14 protein-coding genes, 1 tRNA gene and 1 pseudogene are annotated in these 17,584 nt (G+C 66.7%); 8 read left to right on the forward strand and 8 right to left on the reverse strand.

Annotated elements, in window-relative coordinates:
• The first annotated feature begins 78 nt into the window (after window positions 1-78).
• The 3 genes and pseudogenes from ARGLB_RS01080 (at window position 79) to ARGLB_RS01090 (ending at window position 3,941) form a co-directional block, all read left to right on the forward strand.
• Entirely contained in the window at window positions 79-1,896 is a 1,818-nt protein-coding gene (locus tag ARGLB_RS01080) for an ABC transporter ATP-binding protein (RefSeq protein WP_003797884.1), read from the forward strand.
• Window positions 1,893-3,783, forward strand: a pseudogene (locus ARGLB_RS01085) (ABC transporter ATP-binding protein). The gene ARGLB_RS01080 and the pseudogene ARGLB_RS01085 overlap by 4 nt, the downstream one beginning before the upstream one ends.
• A gap of 81 nt (window positions 3,784-3,864) precedes the next feature.
• Window positions 3,865-3,941 (forward strand) — tRNA-Pro (locus ARGLB_RS01090).
• Window positions 3,942-4,082: 141 nt separating this feature from the next.
• On the opposite strand, the gene ARGLB_RS01095 is transcribed toward ARGLB_RS01090, so the two are convergent.
• A complete protein-coding gene (locus ARGLB_RS01095; protein WP_003797889.1) occupies window positions 4,083-4,436 on the reverse strand; it encodes a hypothetical protein in 354 nt (117 codons plus the stop codon).
• A gap of 100 nt (window positions 4,437-4,536) precedes the next feature.
• Window positions 4,537-4,770, reverse strand: coding sequence for a hypothetical protein (locus tag ARGLB_RS01100; protein ID WP_003797891.1), 234 nt, complete (start codon window positions 4,768-4,770; stop codon window positions 4,537-4,539).
• A gap of 133 nt (window positions 4,771-4,903) precedes the next feature.
• Here ARGLB_RS01100 and ARGLB_RS01105 point away from each other — a divergent pair, with 133 nt between their 5' ends.
• Window positions 4,904-6,166 carry a helix-turn-helix domain-containing protein gene (locus ARGLB_RS01105; RefSeq protein WP_003797893.1) on the forward strand — a complete coding sequence of 421 codons (1,263 nt, stop codon included), beginning with the start codon at window positions 4,904-4,906 and terminating at the stop codon, window positions 6,164-6,166.
• A gap of 79 nt (window positions 6,167-6,245) precedes the next feature.
• On the opposite strand, the gene ARGLB_RS01110 is transcribed toward ARGLB_RS01105, so the two are convergent.
• Window positions 6,246-7,184 (reverse strand): phosphoribosylaminoimidazolesuccinocarboxamide synthase, encoded by a 939-nt coding sequence (locus ARGLB_RS01110; RefSeq protein ID WP_003797895.1) that lies wholly within the window; start codon window positions 7,182-7,184, stop codon window positions 6,246-6,248.
• Window positions 7,185-7,186: 2 nt separating this feature from the next.
• Window positions 7,187-8,506 carry a phosphoribosylamine--glycine ligase gene (purD, locus tag ARGLB_RS01115; protein ID WP_043417575.1) on the reverse strand — a complete coding sequence of 440 codons (1,320 nt, stop codon included), beginning with the start codon at window positions 8,504-8,506 and terminating at the stop codon, window positions 7,187-7,189.
• Between the two features lie 167 nt (window positions 8,507-8,673).
• Between purD and ARGLB_RS01120 the strand changes: the two genes are divergently transcribed.
• From ARGLB_RS01120 to ARGLB_RS01130, 3 genes are all read left to right on the forward strand, one after another.
• Window positions 8,674-10,239, forward strand: a complete 1,566-nt coding sequence (locus ARGLB_RS01120; RefSeq protein WP_373279079.1) for a molybdopterin-dependent oxidoreductase — start codon at window positions 8,674-8,676, stop codon at window positions 10,237-10,239.
• Window positions 10,240-10,332: 93 nt separating this feature from the next.
• Window positions 10,333-11,349, forward strand: a complete 1,017-nt coding sequence (locus tag ARGLB_RS01125; RefSeq protein WP_003797902.1) for an asparaginase — start codon at window positions 10,333-10,335, stop codon at window positions 11,347-11,349.
• Window positions 11,350-11,378: 29 nt separating this feature from the next.
• Window positions 11,379-11,780: a sterol carrier family protein gene (locus ARGLB_RS01130; RefSeq protein WP_003797904.1), complete on the forward strand. Its 402-nt coding sequence runs from the start codon at window positions 11,379-11,381 to the stop codon at window positions 11,778-11,780.
• 157 nt (window positions 11,781-11,937) lie between these two features.
• On the opposite strand, the gene ARGLB_RS01135 is transcribed toward ARGLB_RS01130, so the two are convergent.
• From ARGLB_RS01135 to ARGLB_RS01150, 4 genes are all read right to left on the reverse strand, one after another.
• Window positions 11,938-13,416: a C4-dicarboxylate transporter DctA gene (locus ARGLB_RS01135; RefSeq protein WP_003797906.1), complete on the reverse strand. Its 1,479-nt coding sequence runs from the start codon at window positions 13,414-13,416 to the stop codon at window positions 11,938-11,940.
• A 401-nt stretch (window positions 13,417-13,817) separates the two neighbouring features.
• Window positions 13,818-14,579, reverse strand: a complete 762-nt coding sequence (locus tag ARGLB_RS01140) for an SDR family oxidoreductase (protein WP_003797908.1) — start codon at window positions 14,577-14,579, stop codon at window positions 13,818-13,820.
• 45 nt (window positions 14,580-14,624) lie between these two features.
• A complete protein-coding gene (locus ARGLB_RS01145) occupies window positions 14,625-15,368 on the reverse strand; it encodes an aspartate/glutamate racemase family protein (RefSeq protein WP_003797909.1) in 744 nt (247 codons plus the stop codon).
• Window positions 15,369-15,404: 36 nt separating this feature from the next.
• Window positions 15,405-16,973 carry an NCS1 family nucleobase:cation symporter-1 gene (locus ARGLB_RS01150; RefSeq protein WP_003797911.1) on the reverse strand — a complete coding sequence of 523 codons (1,569 nt, stop codon included), beginning with the start codon at window positions 16,971-16,973 and terminating at the stop codon, window positions 15,405-15,407.
• A 328-nt stretch (window positions 16,974-17,301) separates the two neighbouring features.
• Between ARGLB_RS01150 and ARGLB_RS01155 the strand changes: the two genes are divergently transcribed.
• The coding region (locus tag ARGLB_RS01155; RefSeq protein ID WP_003797914.1) for a pyruvate dehydrogenase E1 component-related protein at window positions 17,302-17,584 on the forward strand (283 nt) is incomplete at its 3' end.

The raw sequence follows: 17,584 nt of genomic DNA on the forward strand, positions 1-17,584 counted from the left end.
TGCCATCCATGGCATAGGGTAGTTGCTACGGGAAACTACATCACAGTTGATTCACACAGCTGAGTTCAAGAAGCGGGCATGGCCAAGCAGAGTTCATTTTTTCGATCCGTCAGCCGTCTCTATCCGCATATTAAGCCGGTCCTGCCGCGGCTGATCATGGGCCTGCTGTCGGCACTCCTGGCCAGTGTGGTTGCCCTGACCATCCCGCAGGTACTGCGGGTGCTCATCAACGACTCCCTCCGGCCCGGGGCCACCGCCGGGGCCGTGTGGGGCTCGGCCGGCCTCATCCTGGCGCTGGGCGTCGCCGAAGCGGTACTGGTTGCCCTGCGCCGCACCTTCGTGATCAACCCGGCAACCACCGTGGAGACCCGGATGAGGGTCTCGCTTTACGGCCACCTGCAGGACCTCCCCGTCGCCTTCCATGACCGCTGGGGCTCCGGCCAGCTGCTCTCCCGCGCCATGACCGACCTCAACTTCATCCGGCGCTGGATGGCGTTCGGGGCCATCATGCTCGTGGTGACCACCCTGACCGTGGTGATCGGCGTCGTCGTCATGTTCACCATGAGCTGGCAGCTGGCCCTGATCTTCCTCGCCGCCGCGGGCCCGGTGATGGTCTATGGCTTCCGTTTCCGCACCCGTTTCAGCAAGGTCACCCGTCGCAGCCAGGACCAGGCGGGCGACCTCGCCACCACCGTTGAGGAATCCGTCCACGGCATCCGCGTGCTGAAGGCCTTCGGCCGCAGCCGCGAGGCATTGGAGACATTCAACGGCCAGGCCGAGGAACTGCGCCAGACGGAAATCGCCAAGGCCAGGCACCAGGCCGTCTTCAGCATGGTGGTGACGCTTCTGCCCGAGCTGGCGCTGGGCACAGGCCTGGTCACGGGCATACTGCTCGCAGCCGGCGGCCATCTCAGCATCGGCTCCCTTGTGGCCTTCTTCGCCACCGCCGCCGTTATCGCGGCGCCCGTGGAGTTCTCCGGCATGCTGCTGGCCATGGCGCTGACGGCGAAAACGGCGCTGGACCGGCACTTCGAGGTTATGGATTCCCAAAACACCATCACCAGTCCGGCGGAACCCCGCCGCCCGGCCGACGTCAAGGGCGCGCTGAGCTTCCACAACGTGACGTTCGCGTTCGACGACGCCCCGGACAAACCGGTCCTGAAGGACGTCCGGCTGGACATCTGTCCGGGCGAGACCATGGCCCTGGTGGGCATCACCGGCAGCGGCAAGAGTGCCCTGCTGCAGCTCGTACCCCGGCTCTACGATGTCACCGCGGGTTCCATCACGCTCGACGGCGTCGACCTGCGGGAATTCAGCGTTCAGGAGCTCCGTGCCCTTGTGGCCGTCGCCTTCGAGGACACCACCCTGTTCTCCAGCTCGGTGCGCGACAATGTGCTGCTCGGCGTCAGGGCCGGGGACGCCGACACCCGGGAGGAAATTCTCGCGGAGGCCCTGGACACCGCACAGGCGCACTTCGCCTATTCGCTGCCCGAGGGGCTGGACACCCTCATCGGCGAGGAGGGCCTCAGCCTGTCCGGCGGCCAGCGCCAGCGCCTCGCCCTGGCGCGGGCCATTGCGGCACGGCCCTCCGTGCTGGTCCTGGACGATCCCCTCTCCGCACTGGATGTGAACACCGAGGAGCTCGTGGAAAACCGGCTGCGGGAGGTGCTGGCCGGCACCACCACGCTCATCGTCGCCCACCGCCCATCCACCGTGGCGCTGGCCGACCGGGTGGCGCTGCTGGAGGACGGCCGCATCGCCGCCGTCGGAACCCATACCGAACTGCTGGCCGGGAACAGCCATTACCGGTACGTCATCGCGAGCCTGGAGACGGAGCCCCGCGACCTGGACTCCGAACTGTCGGCCCTCGACGACACAGAGGAGGTCAGCCAATGAGCGCCGCAGCCTTCGGAACTGCCAACGAGGACAATGCCAACCTGAGCAGGAGCGACAGCAAAGCCGTACGACGCCGGTCGCTCGCCTTGCTGGGGTCGCTGATCCGTCCCGTGCGGCTGAGGTTCTGGCTCACCATTGCCACAGTGGTCCTGTCCCAGGCAGCCCGGGCGGCCGGCCCGGCGCTTATCGCCTTCGGCATCGACCACGCGCTGCCTTCCCTCCGCGCCGGCAACAACATCCCGCTCGTGCTGACCGGCGTCGCCTACCTGGCTACAGCACTCGCGGCGGCCGGGCTCACGGCCCTGTATGTGACGTCGACGGCGAGACTCAGCCAGGCCATGCTGCTGGACCTGCGGCTGTGGGTATTCCGCCACACGCAGCGGCTCAGCCTTGAATTCCACGAAAGGTACACCTCGGGACGGATCATCGCCCGGCAGACCTCCGACCTTGAGTCGCTGCGCGAACTGCTGGACTCGGGAGTCAGCTCGCTCGCCTCGGGTGCGCTGTTCATGGTGTTCACCGCCGTCACCGTCTTCGCCCTCGACTGGCCCAGCGGACTGGTGGTGCTGGCCGCGGCCGTGCCAATGTTCCTACTGGCCCGCTGGTACCAGAAGCATTCGCAGATAGCGTTCCGCCAGTCCCGGGTGGTCTCGGCCCGGCTCATCGTGCACTTTATCGAGACCATGACCGGCATCCGCGCGGTCAAGGCCTTCCGTAAGGAGCGCGAAAACGCCGCACGCTACGGCGAACTCGCCGAGGACTACCGGCAGGCGACCGTCCGGTCCATCAATCTGAACGGCGTCTTCCAGCCCGGCCTCGTGCTGATCGGCAACGTCTGCGTGGCTGCCGTGCTGCTGTTCGGCGGCTTCCGGGTACTGACCGGCGACCTCGCCGTGGGCGTGCTGCTGGCCCTCATGCTTTCCACGAAGCGTTTCTTCCAGCCCGTGGACCAGATGGCCATGTTCTACAACTCCTTCCAAAGCGCGCAGGCCGCGCTGGAGAAGGTCTCGGGGCTGCTTGAGGAGGTGCCCACGGTGCGCCCGCCGCGGAACGCGGTGGAGCTCCGCAACGCACGGGGCGCCGTCGAATTCCGGGACGTCGAGTTCCGCTACCGCAACGGGCCGCTCATCATCCCCAAGCTGAACGTCAGCATTCCGGCCGGCCAGACCGTAGCGCTGGTGGGCCAGACCGGGGCAGGCAAGTCCACGCTGGCCAAGCTGATTGCGCGTTTCTATGACGTGTCCGCCGGTTCGGTGATGCTCGACGGCGTGGACGTCCGCCAGCTGGCCACCGCGGAACTGCGGCGGAACATCGTGATGGTCACCCAGGAGGCCTTCCTGTTCCAGCGGCTCTGTGGCGGACAACATCGCCCTGGGCAGGCCGGAGGCACCGCGCGAGGAGATCGAGGCGGCGGCGAAGGCCGTGGGCGCACACGAGTTCATCATGGAACTCCCTGAGGGATACGACACCGACGTCAACAAACGGGGCGGCCGCGTATCCGCCGGCCAGCGCCAGCTCATCAGCTTCGCGCGTGCCTTCCTCGCCCGGCCGGCGGTGCTGATCCTGGACGAGGCCACGTCCTCGCTGGACATCCCCTCCGAGCGGCTCGTGCAGAGCGGCCTCGCCGGGCTGCTGCGCGGAATGGACGGCACCGGACCGGCAGGTGACAGGCCAGTCGGCGACGGGCCTACTGGCGACGGGACGTCCGGGGGAACCGCCCGTACGGCACTGATCATCGCCCACCGGCTGTCTACAGTGGAGACGGCGGACAGAGTGCTCGTGGTCCACGACGGCCGGGTGGTGGAGGACGGAACCCCGGACGAGCTGATCGGCGGGAACGGCCGTTTCGCCCGGCTGCACACCGCCTGGAAGGACTCGCTGGTCTGAACCGGTGCCCTTCCCGACCTCGATTTCGCATGTAGCCCCGGTATCGGATATCCTTGTTTAGTTGCTTTCGCAGCAACGGATCGGGATGTAGCGCAGCTTGGTAGCGCGCTTCGTTCGGGACGAAGAGGTCGCAGGTTCAAATCCTGTCATCCCGACCAAAAGGAAGAGGGTCTCCCCCATGGGGAGGCCCTCTTCCTGTTTCTGCAATTATGTCCGGGCCCGCCCAACTAGGTAGCAGCACAGGGCCTTCTCAGCGCTGGGAACCCCCAGAAGTGCTACCTAGTTGGGTCCGTGCGGGCTCAGTTACCGCCGAGGCTCTGGTTGTGGATGTTCTGCGTCGCCTGCCCGTCGCCGAACAGGGGCACCCTGGGCTTTCCGGATCCGTCGTCGGCCAGGTAGTCGCCCCGGCTGTCGTAGCTTTGGACCTGGTTCAGGTAGCCGTGGCGCACACGGAGGCCGACGGCGAAAAGCACCACCGACTCCAGCAGCGCCGCGATGCCGATCATCCCCCAGACAAAAGTCCCGGCGTCGGCCGTTCCCCTGAACACCTCAACGATTGCGGCACCGGCAGCGGCCGCCACAATCAGAGACGTGCCGGCAATGGTCCAGAGGAAAAAGGCCCGCTGCAGGCCGTCGGTCGCTCTCCGTGTCATGGTCCCCACTCCTTGGTTACGGCTGCTGTTTGCGGAAAGAAAAACGGCCCCGGAACATGATGTGCGCATGTTCCGGGACCGTTTTCCTCATGGAAGCTGTTTACATGGGATCAGGCCAGTTGCCAATGGTGGTTTCAGACACCATGGGGTCGGGCCAATTGCCGATAGTGGTCTTGTTCACGTCCTGGACGCGCATCGGATCCGGCCAGTTGCCAATGGCAACCGAGGTGCCCGCGTTGTCCGCAATCGAGCCTGCAGACAGAACGGCGGGAGCCGCAGCAGAAAATGCGAGGGCCCCCGCCAGAACGGCGGCGGCTGCTATCTTCTTCAACATGTGAGAGTTCCTCAATACGAGTCGGATTCGTTACCAAGTCAGCACAGTCCTTGTTGACATACATTGTAAAATGTTTTCCACAGAGGGTGTCAAGCATTCTGTACAAAGGCTGTCCGGAATAGGAGGAACCCCAGTGGGTAACGGATTCGGGGAGAAGCTCCGCGCTGAGCGGCTGGAGCGCGGACTGACTCAGGCCGAACTGGGCAAAGACCTGTACTCCCCCAGCTACATTTCTTTGCTGGAGACGGGCCGGCGGGAACCCACAGCCGACGTCATCGAAGAACTCGCCCGCCGGCTCGAGCTCGCACCCAAGGCCCTGGAAGCATGGAGCCAGCCCATCTCGGTCAGCGACGCCGAATACGTGCTGGCCGGACTCTACGCCCGGCAGGCCTGGGACCTGCGCGACTACGCCCTCGCTGCCGAGCATGCCGCCAACGCCGCCCGCATCGCCCTCGACGGCAAGAACACCAGCGCCTGGTGGAACATGACCTACATGCAGGCCGAATGCCTCATGAAACAGGGCCAGCTCAAGGAATGCCAGAAGATCATGGAGCACCTGTCCGAGCACCCCATGGCCACCGAATCGGCCGGCCTCGGTGTCCGGGCGCGCCAGATGCTCGCCGCCCTGTGCCACGGACAGGGCCAGCTGAGCACCGCCGTTGAACACGCCGAGAAGGCGGTGGAGCTGTGCGCACAGCTGCCCAAGGGCTCAACGCTGATCATCGGCGCGCTCCGTGCGCTCATCGGTGCGCTGGCCGAGAGCGGCCGGCTGGACGAGGCCTGGAAATACTGCCAGGACATGAATGAGCAGATGGACGAGCATTCGATGTCCCAGCTCGCCGGCGAGGTGGCCTGGGTGATCGGGAACGTCGCCTTCATGCGGCACGACTACCCGGAAGGGATCAAGCACCACGAGCGGGCGGCCAAGCTGCTCTCCCCCGCCAACGACATCGAGCTGTGGGCCCGCTTCAACAAGGCGTCGGCCGCCGTCCGCCTGTCCTCCGGAATCGTGGAGCCGGAGACCCTGTCCGCCATTGAACGCGCCGAGCTCGCGCTGTCCATCGTCGGCGGCAACAAGACGGACCAGCTGGAGGTGGCGTTCATCCGCGCCCGCTGGCTCTATCTCACCGGCGACATCGTGGCCGCAGTGCAGAAGCTCCGTGATATCCACGCCGAACGCGCCGACCTGGCCCGGCACACCGCCGGCGAAGTCTCGCTGCTGCTGGGCAAGTCGCTGAAGGCCGCGGGCGAAGCTGACGAGGCACTGGTGCACCTGGAGGAGGCGCAGAAGGAGTTCAGCGCCGCCGGTGCCCAGGACCGCGTCCAGCAGGCCCTCGACGCCGTGCTGGAGATCCGGCTCGCCCAGCGCCGCGCCGCCGCCGCAGAGGCCAGCTAGCAACTGCCGGATCAAGCCGGATTAAGACGTCAGGCGCCCCCGGGACTCTTCCCGGGGGCGCCTGACGTCTGTTGAAAACCTAGCTGAAAGTGCGGCCGGTCAGCTTCTCGTAGGCCTCAACGTAGCGGGCCCGGGTGCGCTCCACGATGTCCGCGGGCAGGGCCGGCGGCGGCGTGTCCGAAGCCTTGTCCCAGCCCGATTCGGCGGATGTCAGCCAGTCCCGGACAAACTGCTTGTCGTAGGAGGGCTGCGCCTTGCCCGGCTCGTAGGTGGCGGCATCCCAGAACCGGGACGAATCCGGGGTGAGGACCTCGTCGCCCAGCGTGATGGCACCGTTCACGACGTCGTAGCCGAACTCCACCTTGGTGTCCGCCAGGATGATGCCGCGTTCACGGGCGATCTCCTCGGCCTTGGTGTAGATGCTCAGGGTCAGCTCGCTCAGGCGCGCGGCGATGTCGTCGCCCACGATGGACACGACCGCGTCGTAGGTGATGTTTTCGTCGTGCTCGCCCACCTCGGCCTTGGCCGACGGCGTGAAGATGGCCTGCTCCAGGCGGGAGCCGTCCACCAGGCCTTCCGGCAGCGGGATCTCGCAGACGGTGCCGGACTGCCGGTACTCCACGAGGCCGGAGCCGGTGAGGTAGCCGCGGGCGATGCACTCCACCGGGAACATTTCCAGCTTCTTGCAGATCATGGCGCGGCCCTCGACCGCGGCCGGCACGCCGTCCTCCACAGTGGATGCCAGGACGTGGTGCTCAACGTCCAGCTGGTCGAACCACCAGAGGCTCAGCTGGGTGAGGATCCGTCCCTTGTCCGGGATCTCGCTGCTGAGCACGTGGTCGTAGGCGCTGATGCGGTCGCTCGCCACCACCAGCACGCATTCCTGCCCGAACTGGTCATTGATGGCGTCGCTGGCCGGGACGTAGAGGTCGCGGACCTTGCCCGAGTAGACGTGCTTCCAGCCGGGCAGCTCGGTGTGCGGGGTGTCCAGGCCGCGGGGGCCTTCCTGTTCAGCCACTGTCACGCCTCCTCTTCCGATGCGGAGCCGGCCTGGGCAGCGACGGCGGCCGACACCTTGATCTCACCGCGTGCTGCCTTGCCTGCGATGTCCGTGCGGAACTGGGCGCCTTCCAGCTGAACCAGCTCCACGCCGTCGTACGCCCTTTCCCTGGCCTCCACGAGGTCGGATCCCAGCGCCACCACGGCCAGCACGCGGCCGCCGGCGGAGACCACCTTGCCCTCGTCGTCGAGCTTGGTTCCGGCGTGGATCACGTGGACGCCGTCCAGCTCGTCCACCTTCTTGAGCCCGCGGATGCGGTCGCCCGTCCGCGGGGTGTCCGGGTAATTTTCAGAGGCGACGACGACGGCGACTGCCGTGTCCTTGGACCAGCGCAGCTCTTCTGCCTGGTCCAGTTCGCCCTTGGCGGCAGACAGGAGCAGGGAACCGAGCGGCGTCTTGAGCCGTGCGAGCACAGCCTGGGTTTCGGGGTCGCCGAACCGGACGTTGAATTCGATGACGCGCGTGCCGCGCTTCGTCAGCGCCAGGCCGACGAACAGCACGCCGACGAACGGGGTGCCGCGGCGGGCCATCTCGTCCACGGTGGGCTGGGCGATGCGGTCGATGACCTCCTGGACCAGGCCGTCCGGGGCCCAGTCGAGCGGGGTGTACGCGCCCATGCCGCCGGTGTTGGGGCCTTCGTCGTTGTCGTAGATGCGCTTGAAGTCCTGCGCCGGGGACAGGGCCACGGTGTTGCGGCCGTCGCACAGGACGAACACGGACACCTCGGGGCCGTCCAGGAACTCCTCGATGACGACGGTTCCGCCGGCGTCGAAGCAGCTCTGGGCGTGGGCCAGGGCATCGTTCCGGTCGTTGGTGACCACCACGCCCTTGCCGGCGGCCAGTCCGTCATCCTTGACGACGTAGGGGGCCCCGAAGGTGTCCAGCGCCGCGGCTGCCTCGTCAGCGTTGGCGGCGACGAGCGCCATGGCGGTGGGAACGCCGGCCTCGGCCATGACCTGCTTCGCGAAAGCCTTGGAGGCCTCCAGCTGGGCGGCCGCCTTGCTCGGGCCGAAGACCGGGATGCCGGCGTCGCGCACGGCGTCGGAAACACCGGCGGCAAGGGGGGCTTCGGGACCAACGACCACGAGGTCGACGTCGAGCCGGGTGGCGAGCGCCGCCACTGCGTCCGGATCGTTCCCGTTGATGGCGTGCGTGGGGACGAGCTTGCTGATGCCGGCGTTGCCCGGAGCCGCATGGACTTCGGACACGTTGGGGTCGGCAAGGAGGGAGCGGACAATGGCGTGTTCGCGGCCACCGGGGCCAATGACGAGTACCTTCACAGTCTCCAAGGGTACTTTGTGCACCGTGCTGGCTCCTAAGCTGAGGCCCGGCCCTCAGTTGCACCCGGCCTCAGTTGCACCCGACCCTCCGTTGTACCTGGCCCGCAGTTGCGGCGGCGGACAATCCGGGCGGCCATCCGCTACGAACCAAGGTCATGAAGAAGCTCATGAGGTTGTTCAGGGGACCAGCCGCACTGGCGGCCCTCGCCGGAGTGGCCGCCGCCGCCGTCGTTCTTTCCGTAGCGGAACTGTTGGGGGCGTTCTTTACGGCACGCGCCACTCCCCTGATTGCCCTCGGTTCTACGTTCATCGACTTCACGCCGCCGTGGCTGAAGGACTTCGCGATTGCGACGTTCGGCACCAATGACAAGGCCGCGCTCTTCGCGGGGATGGGCCTGACGATTTTCGTGCTGGCGTGCGTGCTGGGCGTGGTGGCGTACCGGAGATGGGCGCTGGGCGCCGCCGGGGTGCTGCTCATGGGCGCGTTGATCGTGGCCGGCGTGGTGACCCGGGCGGGCGTCAGACCGCTGGACGCTGTGCCCTCGCTGGTAGGAACCGCGGCGGGGCTGGTTGTGCTGCGGCTGCTGGTCTCGCGGCTGTGGCGGCTCCGGGCCTTTCCCGCTTCACCGGCTGATGTGGCGGCCAAGGCGCCGGAGCGCCCGGCTGCCTCCCGGCGCGCCTTCGTCGCGGCGACAGGCATCACGGCGGCCGCTGCGGGCATCGCCGCCACCGGGGGCCGGCTGCTCAGCGCCGCGCGAAGCAATGTGGCGCAGGCGCGGGAGTCGCTCCGGCTGCCGGCGCCCGTCCTGCCCGCAGCCGCCGTGCCCGCCGGGGTGCAGTCGGCCACCCCGGGCGTGACGCCGTGGCTGACGCCGGGCAGGGACTTCTACCGGATCGACACCGCGCTCAGCGTTCCGGAGATCAAGGCGGAGGAGTGGGAACTGCGCGTGCACGGGCTCGTGGAGGAAGAGGTCCGGCTCACCTTCCAGGATCTGCTCGACGCCGACCTGGTCGAGTCCCATGTGACCCTCACCTGCGTCTCCAATCCGGTGGGCGGCAACCTCGCCGGCAATGCCAGGTGGCTGGGACTCCCCCTCCGCGAGGTGCTCAAGCGGGCCAGGCCCACCGCGGGCGCGGACATGGTCCTCTCCACCTCCATTGACGGATTCAGCGCCTCCACGCCGCTGGAGGTCCTGCAGGACGGCCGCGACGCCATGCTCGCCATCGGCATGAACGGCGAACCGCTGCCGCTGGAACACGGCTACCCCGTGCGCATGGTGGTGCCTGGGCTGTACGGCTTCGTGTCCGCCACGAAGTGGGTGGTGGATCTGGAGGTGACCCGCTTCGCCGACAGCAAGGCCTACTGGACCCAGCGCGGCTGGTCGGAGCGCGGCCCCATCAAGACGATGGCCCGGGTGGAGGTGCCCAAATCCTTCGCGGTGGTGCCTGCCGGGCGGGTGGCCGTCGGCGGTACGGCGTGGGCGCAGACCCGCGGCATCACCAAGGTCGAGGTGCAGATCGACGACGGCGACTGGGCCGAGGCCGCGCTCTCGGACGAGGCGTCCGTGGACACGTGGCGGCAATGGTCCTTCGACTGGGACGCCAAGCCGGGCTCGCACTACCTCAAGGTGCGCGCCACGGACGGGACCGGCGAGGTGCAGACGGAAAAGCGCGCCGACCCCGTGCCTGACGGTGCTTCCGGCTGGCAGTCGGTCATGGTCACGGTTGAGTAGCCGGTCCAGCGGCGCAACCGCCGCGCGTCTTATCCGGCCGGCCGCCCCGGACGGCTCCCGGGGAATGCCCCTGCCGCACCATAGACTTGGGCCATGGCCCTAAATTCGCACGCCACGTTCACTGTGGATTCCGCCGTCGAACTCGCCGTGGTTGAACGAAGCGGATTCGTGGAGTCCCGCCACATCGGGGCGGCCGTGGTGCTCGCCGCGGACGGCCACGTGGTCACCCAGCTTGGCGACATCTCCACCCCCATCCTGGCGCGCTCCACACTCAAGCCCCTGCAGGCGCTGGCGGCGATGCAGTCCGGCGTTCCCCTGCGCGGCGCCCAGGTGGCGCTCGCCTGCGCCAGCCACACCGGGTCCCTCGACCACATGGACGTCGTCGAGGGCATGCTCAAGGCCGCGGGCGTCAAGGAGGACCAGCTGCAGTGCCCCGCCGCGTGGCCGCAGGACGAGACAGCCCGGACCTGGCTGACCCGGTCTGAGCGGGGTAAGTCCCGGCTGGCGTTCAACTGCTCGGGAAAGCACGCGGCGTTCCTGTGGGCCTGCACCGAGAACGGCTGGGACACGCACAGCTACCTGGAACCCAACCACCCGCTGCAGCAGCGCATCCGCACCGTGATCGAGGAGTACTCCGGCGAGCGGATCGCGCACCTGGGCATCGACGGCTGCGGCGCACCGGTTGCGGCCATCTCGCTGACCGGGTTGGCCCGCGCTTACTCCCTGCTCGCCAAGGCCCCTTCCGACAAGACCTCCAACGCCCGCGCCGCCACGATCGCAACCTCCATGCTGGACTACCCGTGGGCGGTCCAGGGCAGAGGCGAGGCCAACACGATCGTCATGGAGGAGTTGGACGTCATCGCCAAGATCGGTGCTGAGGGCATCCTGGTCATGGCCACATCCCAGGGGGTATCCGTGGCGCTCAAGGTGCTCGACGGCAACCTGCGGGCCACCTCGCTGGTCGGGCTGACCCTGCTGGCAGCCTGCGGGGCCGTCGACATCCCGGGGGTGTCCAGCGTGCTCGAGAAGGTGGTGGAACCGGTCCTCGGCGGCGGCCGCCCGGTGGGCAAGATCCGCTTGGGCCATGCCGTCTCGGCACTGCTGGACTAACGTACTTTAAGCTTTCCAAGGAGGCACCGGTGGCAGTTGCGCGCCGCAGAATCGACCCGGCCGACGGCCAAGCGGCACTGAGCCAATGGGCGGCAGGTGCCGTCCCGCCGTCGGACGCTGTTCCAGCCGCGCCCGCGGCACCAGCGGTTCCCCGTTCTGTGATCGCGACGGCGGTCCGGTACTCCCTGGAGGAGGTCACCGCCCGGGCGCCGGGGAATTCGGTGGAGGTGCGGGTGCCGCCGTTCGGCGTCACGCAGTGCGTGGAGGGCCCGCGGCACACCCGCGGCACTCCCCCGAACGTCATTGAGTGCGACGCCGCCACCTGGCTGGCGATGGTGACCGGCCGGCTGAGCTGGGCGGACGCCGTCAGCGCCGGACGCGTGGCGGCTTCGGGCCTGCGCGCCGACCTCTCAGCCCTCCTCCCGCTCTGAGCTCCGCTTCCCGTTCCCACAGGAAAGGCAGGACCCCGCCCAAGCCTGAACTGCTCAGCCTCGGACGGGATCCTGCCCTCTGTCCTCTGGAATTTTGCACAGATGCCGCGACCTCAAGGGTCCGTAGCGGCCAATATCTGTGCAGAAACTCCGTACGTTATTCGTGGTTGATGGCGGCCGACGGCCTGCTCATCTGGAACTCCGGCATCTCATCGGGGCTCGGGCCGCCGCGGAACTTGGGCGAAGCCTGCCCGCCCCCGCTGATCCGTTCCAGTTCCTGCTCTTGGAAGTCTTCCTCGACACCGAGCATCACGGCCGAATCGTGGTTGGTGATCTCGCCGCGGAACGCCCGGACCATGACGCTGCGGTCGAACTGACCCTCCCATTTCGAGACCACGAAGGTCGCCACGCAGTTGCCCAGCAGGTTGACCACCACGCGCATGGAGTCCATGAGCCGGTCGGCCCCGAGGAGCAGCGCGACGCCGGCCACCGGAAAGATTCCGAGCGCCGCCGCCGTGGCGGACAGTGCCAGGAAGGACGAGCCGGGAACGCCGGCCATGCCCTTTGAGGTCAGCAGCAGGACGCCGAGGGCCGCGAGCTGCTGGCCGAGGTCCAGGTGGTGGCCGAAGGCCTGGGCGAGGAACAGCAGGGAGATGGACAGGTAGATCGCCGCACCGTCCAGGTTGAACGAGTAGCCCGTGGGCACCACCAGGCCGGTGGTGGCCCGGGAGCATCCGGCATTCGTCAGCTTGGTCATGATGCGCGGCATCACCGCTTCCGTGGACGCAGTGCCCAGGGCCAGCAGGAATTCCTCGCGGGTGTACTTGAGGAACTGCCACAGCGGAACCCGGGCGAAGCTCCAGGCCACAACGAACAGGAGCCCGATGAACACCACCGCGGCGCCGTAGCAGGCGGCAATCAGCATCGCGTAGGTGCCCAGGGTGTCCAGCCCGTACTGGCCGATGATGAAGGCCATCGCGCCGAAGGCACCGATCGGGGCCACCTTCATGATCCAGGACATGATCTTGAAGATGAGTTCGAGGACCGTCTCCATGAGGCTGATGACCGGCATGCAGCGCTCCCGGCCGATGACCACAATTGCGGCGCCGAAGAAGACGGAGAAGAAGAGGACCTGCAGCAGGCTGTTGCTGGCGAAGGCGCCGATCACGCTGGTGGGGATGACGTCCAGGATGAAGGCCGCCGCGTCTTTCGGCACGGCGTGGCCGGTCTTGGCGTCGAGAGCCTCCTGGGACAGAGTGCTCGGATCGATATTCAGGCCCGCTCCGGGCTGGACGACGTTGCCGACAATCAGGCCGAAAACCAGGGCGAAAAGTGTGGCCGCTGTGAAGTAGAGAAGAGCCTTGACTCCTACCCTTCCGACCGCCTTGACGTCGCCGACGGCCGAAATTCCCGTGACGATCACGAGGAAGATCAGCGGCGCGATGATCATTTTGATGAGCTGGATGAAGCCGTCACCGAGCGGCCTCAGCTGGGAGCCAAGGTCCGGCCAGAAATGCCCTATGAGAACACCTGCCACGACGGCGATCAGAATTTGGAAGAAGAGCGACCTATACAGGGGCTTCTTCTTCGACGGCACCGAACTCGCCTTCAGCGCCGCGGAATCTGGGATCTTCATTGATCTGTACCTATCAATTGGGAACTGCCCCGGATCGGGGTCTGCTTCCAACGTAACCCCGGTCACACAATTCCGCAAGAGGAAATTCAGTTTTCACGATGCGGAACTAATTGCCGGTCACAAATGGGTTTTTGTGCACTTGTCGGGACTTTGAGGGCCGGCCAGCGGCCGGTATCTGTGCCAAAACTCCTACCGCGGCCAGCCCTGCTTGCGCAGCCGGGCCTGAACTCCGCCCACGTCGGCAGCGGGACGCCGTGGACTTCGGCAGCGGTGACCAGGCTGGCGAAGATGTCCGGATCAAGTGCGGCGTGCGAACGGACGGGTGCGGCAAGGTCGGGCACGCACGATTTGGGCACGCGGACGCCTCTGCTCGGGCAAGGAGGAAGGGCGGAGGGTAGAGGTCAGCCTCGGCCTATGAAGGGCATTCCCGCGGCCGTGATGACCACTGAGCCCACGCTGGCCGACGGCGGCATGCCGGCCATCATCAGCACTGCACGGGCCGCGTCCTCCACCGGGAACATCGGTTCCACCCTGCGGCTTCCGTCGGCCTGCAACGCCCCCGAGCCAACCCCGATGGTGTCCATGATTTCCGTGGCCGTGTTGCCGATGTCGATCTGCCCGCAGGTGATCCCGAACCCCCGGCCGTCCAGCTCGATGCTCTTGGTCAGGCCCGTCATGGCGTGCTTGGTGACGGCGTAGGCCACGGTCCGCGGCCGGGGTGAGTGCGCCGAGATGGAACCGTTATTGATGATCCGCCCGCCCTGCGGCGACTGCGCCTTCATCGCCCGGACGGCCGCCCCGGCGCACAGCACCGAACCGGTCAGGTTCACGGCCACAGTGGCGTCCCAGTCCGCCAGGGTGATCTCATCCACCGATGCCGCCGGGCCGAAGATACCGGCGTTGTTGAACAGGACGTCCACCCGGCCCCAGCGCCGGAGGACTGAAGCGAAAAGGCGTTCGACGTCGTCGGGCACGGTGACATCGCACGGCACCGCAAGCGCGTCCGGGTGCCCGTCCGCTGTTTCCAGGAGTTGCTGCTCACGGCGGCCCGCCAGGGCCACCCGGTAACCGTCCGCCAGCATTTGCCGGGCAACCGCGCGTCCGATGCCCGAACCGGCACCCGTGACGACGGCGACCCGTCCCGTTGTGGGTGGAACGGTCATGCTGCTTCTCCTGGAGTTGTTGGAACCTGGGCGGCTGTTGGAACCTTACGCGGTGGCGGGAACGTCATTGGCCACCAGCGGCCAGCCTATGACGGTCTTGGGCCGCGGCGTGGCGTACGTCCGCACCTTGGACGTGGAGAGCTGCATCCGGACCAGGGACTCCGCGATGGTCACGGCGGAGGCAACGCCGTCGACGACGGGCACTCCGGCCCGCTGCCGGATCTGTTCGTCCAGGCCCGCCATGCCGCCGCAGCCCAGCACGATCACCTCGGCCTTGTCCTCCCGGACGGCGAGCAGAGCCTGGCTGATGATGGCCTCGACCGCCCGCTCCGGCTCCTCCTCCAGCTCCAGCACGGCCATCCCGCTGGCCCGCACCGAAGCACAGCGCGCATCGAGGCCGGCCAGCTTGAGCCGGTCCTCGATGAGCGGCACCGCGCGGTCCAGGGTCGTGACAACCGAGTATTTGTGGCCGAGGAACATGGCCGTGCTGGCCGCCGCCTCGGTGATGTCGACGACGGGAACGTCCAGCAGCTCCTGCAGCCCCTCCCGGCCGTGCTCGCCGTAGCCGGCCTGGATGACAGCGTCGAACGGTTCCGGATAATTCACCACGGCGTCCATCACGGCGATCGCGGCCAGGTAGCTCTCAAAGTTGCCTTCGCAGGAGTCGGCCCCGAAACGCGGCGTGATCCCGACAATCTCGGTGCCCGCCGCCGCGATGCTGCGTGCCTGGGCGGCGATGGAATCGGTCATGGACTGGGTGGTGTTGACGTTCGCAACGAGTATGCGCATGGTTCCTCCTGGATGGAAGCGGGGACTTGGTGGTTCTTAGTGGGTGCTGGCGACGGCGATCGCCTCGCCGTCGACGTCCTCAAAGTGCTGGCGGCGGTCGGCGATCACGTAGTAGCTCAGTGCACCAACGCCGGCGCCGAAGAACCAGGCGAACGGCGCCGCCGCTTCAAAGGCCGGAACGAACGCGACGAGGATGGCCAGGACGGCCGCTGGCACCAGCGCGATGATGGCCCGCGGATTGACGCCCCGCTTATAGAAGTAGGCCCCGGCCGGGTCCTCGCTGTAGAGCTCGGGGACGTTGACCTTTCCGCGGCGGAGCAGCCAGTAGTCGGCCATGACCACGCCGAACAGCGGCCCGAGCAGGGCACCCAGCCCGCCCAGGAAGTAGACGATCACAAGCGGGTTGTTGTAGAGGTTCCACGGCAGGATGACCAGGCCGATGGTGCCGCTTACCCAGGCCGCCCGGCGGAAGTTGAGGCGCTTGGGGAAGAGGTTGGTGAGGGCATATACGGGGGCGACGAAGTTGGCCATGAGGTTGACTGCGATGGTCAGAATGAGGATCGCGAGGCAGGCCAGCACCAGGAACAGGGTATTGGGAATGCTTTGGACGATGTCGGACGGCGTTTCGATGATGGTGCCGTTGATCTTGTACTGTCCGCCGGCCAGGACCACCACAATGGCGCCGAACAGGAGCATGTTGATCGGGATGCCCCAGAAGTTGCCGCGCACGATGGACTTCTTGGACACGGCGGAGCGGGTGAAGTCGCAGAAGTTCAGGACGAATGTTCCGTAGATGGAGACCCAGAGGGCGCCGCCGGCGAAAATGGTCCGCCACATTTCGCCGCCCTCGAGGCCCCGGATGCCCGTCCACTGGATGGAACCGCGCGCCTCGATGAAGACCCAGACAGCCAGCAGGACCATTGTCACCAGGATGACCGGACCGGCGAAGGCCTCGTACTTGCGGATCATCTCCATGCCAAAGCTGACAATGACAAGCTGCACGATCCACAGCCCCACGAAGGAGATCCAGCCCAGCGTGCTCAGGCCGAGGATGGAGTTGGTGTCCAGGTCATGGAGGGACGGAACCATGGCCACCAGCATCACGCGGAGCACCACCGAGGCAAGGAACGTCTGGATGCCGAACCACGCCACCGCCACCGCGCCACGCAGAAGGCTGGCGAGCTGTGCGCCGCGGATGCCGAAACTGATGCGGCTCATGACAGGAAACGGAACGCCCGTTTTTTGCCCCATGAAACCGGAGAAGCTGAGCAGGACGAAGAGGAGAACCGCCCCGATGGCCAGGGCGGTGAGAATCTGCCAGCCCCCGAGGCCCAGGGAAAAGAGTCCGACGGCGAACGCGTAGTTCCCGAGGCTGTGCACGTCGTTCGCCCACAGGGTGAAGATGCTGTACCCCGTCCAGCGGCGCCCTTGCCGCTTGGTGGGTGCGAGGTCAGTGTTGTAGAGGCTGGGGCTGATGTCGCGGGCGGCTGCGGCGCTGGCCGCTTCGCACAGGGCATCGGTGGCCGTGGTCTGGTGAACGGGCTGGTCCGACGACGCTGTCGGGACGGGAGCCGGTTCGACGCCGACTGGTGGAGTCGTGTGCATCTGGATCTCCAGTTCTGGGATTTCCGCGGTGGTGAGCCCTCGATCGGATGACCCTTGGCCGGACGATCACTGCTGTTATTCCACATCGCGAAATAAGTTTGTTGAATAGTGAAATAAGGGTATGACCTGCATCACCCTTCGGTCAAGGCTCCCGATGGAGGGGTTGTGGTCACAAACCGTGGGCTAGGCATTGACGGGCCAGGTCGCGCCACAGGGGCCGCTGCACGTTTGACCGCGGTCCAGCCTGGCGGATAATCTCGAATAGCAAGAATGTTTTCTCACAATACGAAAACATGAGCCCAACATTCAAAGATGAAACGAGGCTGCCGTGGCTGCAGGAGAAGATACCTCCCATATCCTCAGCGGGTTGACTAACCAGCTGCCTGATCGTGATCCGGAAGAGACCGCCGAGTGGGTTGAGTCCCTGGACGGGCTGATCAGGGAACAGGGCACGGAGCGTGCCCAATACATCATGCGCAGTCTCCTGCAGCGTGCCGGTGCGCAGAGCGTCGGGGTTCCGATGGTGACCACCACGGATTATGTGAACACGATCCCGGTGGACCAGGAAGCGGAATTCCCGGGGAACGAGGAGTTCGAGCGCCGGTACCGGG

Source organism: Arthrobacter globiformis NBRC 12137 (assembly GCF_000238915.1).
Classification (GTDB): domain Bacteria; phylum Actinomycetota; class Actinomycetes; order Actinomycetales; family Micrococcaceae; genus Arthrobacter; species Arthrobacter globiformis.

Coding starts and splice junctions, on each gene's coding strand:
- ARGLB_RS01080 (WP_003797884.1), top strand. CDS start 79: ATGGCCAAGCAGAGTTCATTTTTTCGATCCGTCAGCCGTCTCTATCCG.
- ARGLB_RS01095 (WP_003797889.1), bottom strand. CDS start 4,436: ATGACACGGAGAGCGACCGACGGCCTGCAGCGGGCCTTTTTCCTCTGG.
- ARGLB_RS01100 (WP_003797891.1), bottom strand. CDS start 4,770: ATGTTGAAGAAGATAGCAGCCGCCGCCGTTCTGGCGGGGGCCCTCGCA.
- ARGLB_RS01120 (WP_373279079.1), top strand. CDS start 8,674: ATGAGGTTGTTCAGGGGACCAGCCGCACTGGCGGCCCTCGCCGGAGTG.
- ARGLB_RS01125 (WP_003797902.1), top strand. CDS start 10,333: ATGGCCCTAAATTCGCACGCCACGTTCACTGTGGATTCCGCCGTCGAA.
- ARGLB_RS01135 (WP_003797906.1), bottom strand. CDS start 13,416: ATGAAGATCCCAGATTCCGCGGCGCTGAAGGCGAGTTCGGTGCCGTCG.
- ARGLB_RS01140 (WP_003797908.1), bottom strand. CDS start 14,579: ATGACCGTTCCACCCACAACGGGACGGGTCGCCGTCGTCACGGGTGCC.
- ARGLB_RS01145 (WP_003797909.1), bottom strand. CDS start 15,368: ATGCGCATACTCGTTGCGAACGTCAACACCACCCAGTCCATGACCGAT.
- ARGLB_RS01150 (WP_003797911.1), bottom strand. CDS start 16,973: ATGCACACGACTCCACCAGTCGGCGTCGAACCGGCTCCCGTCCCGACA.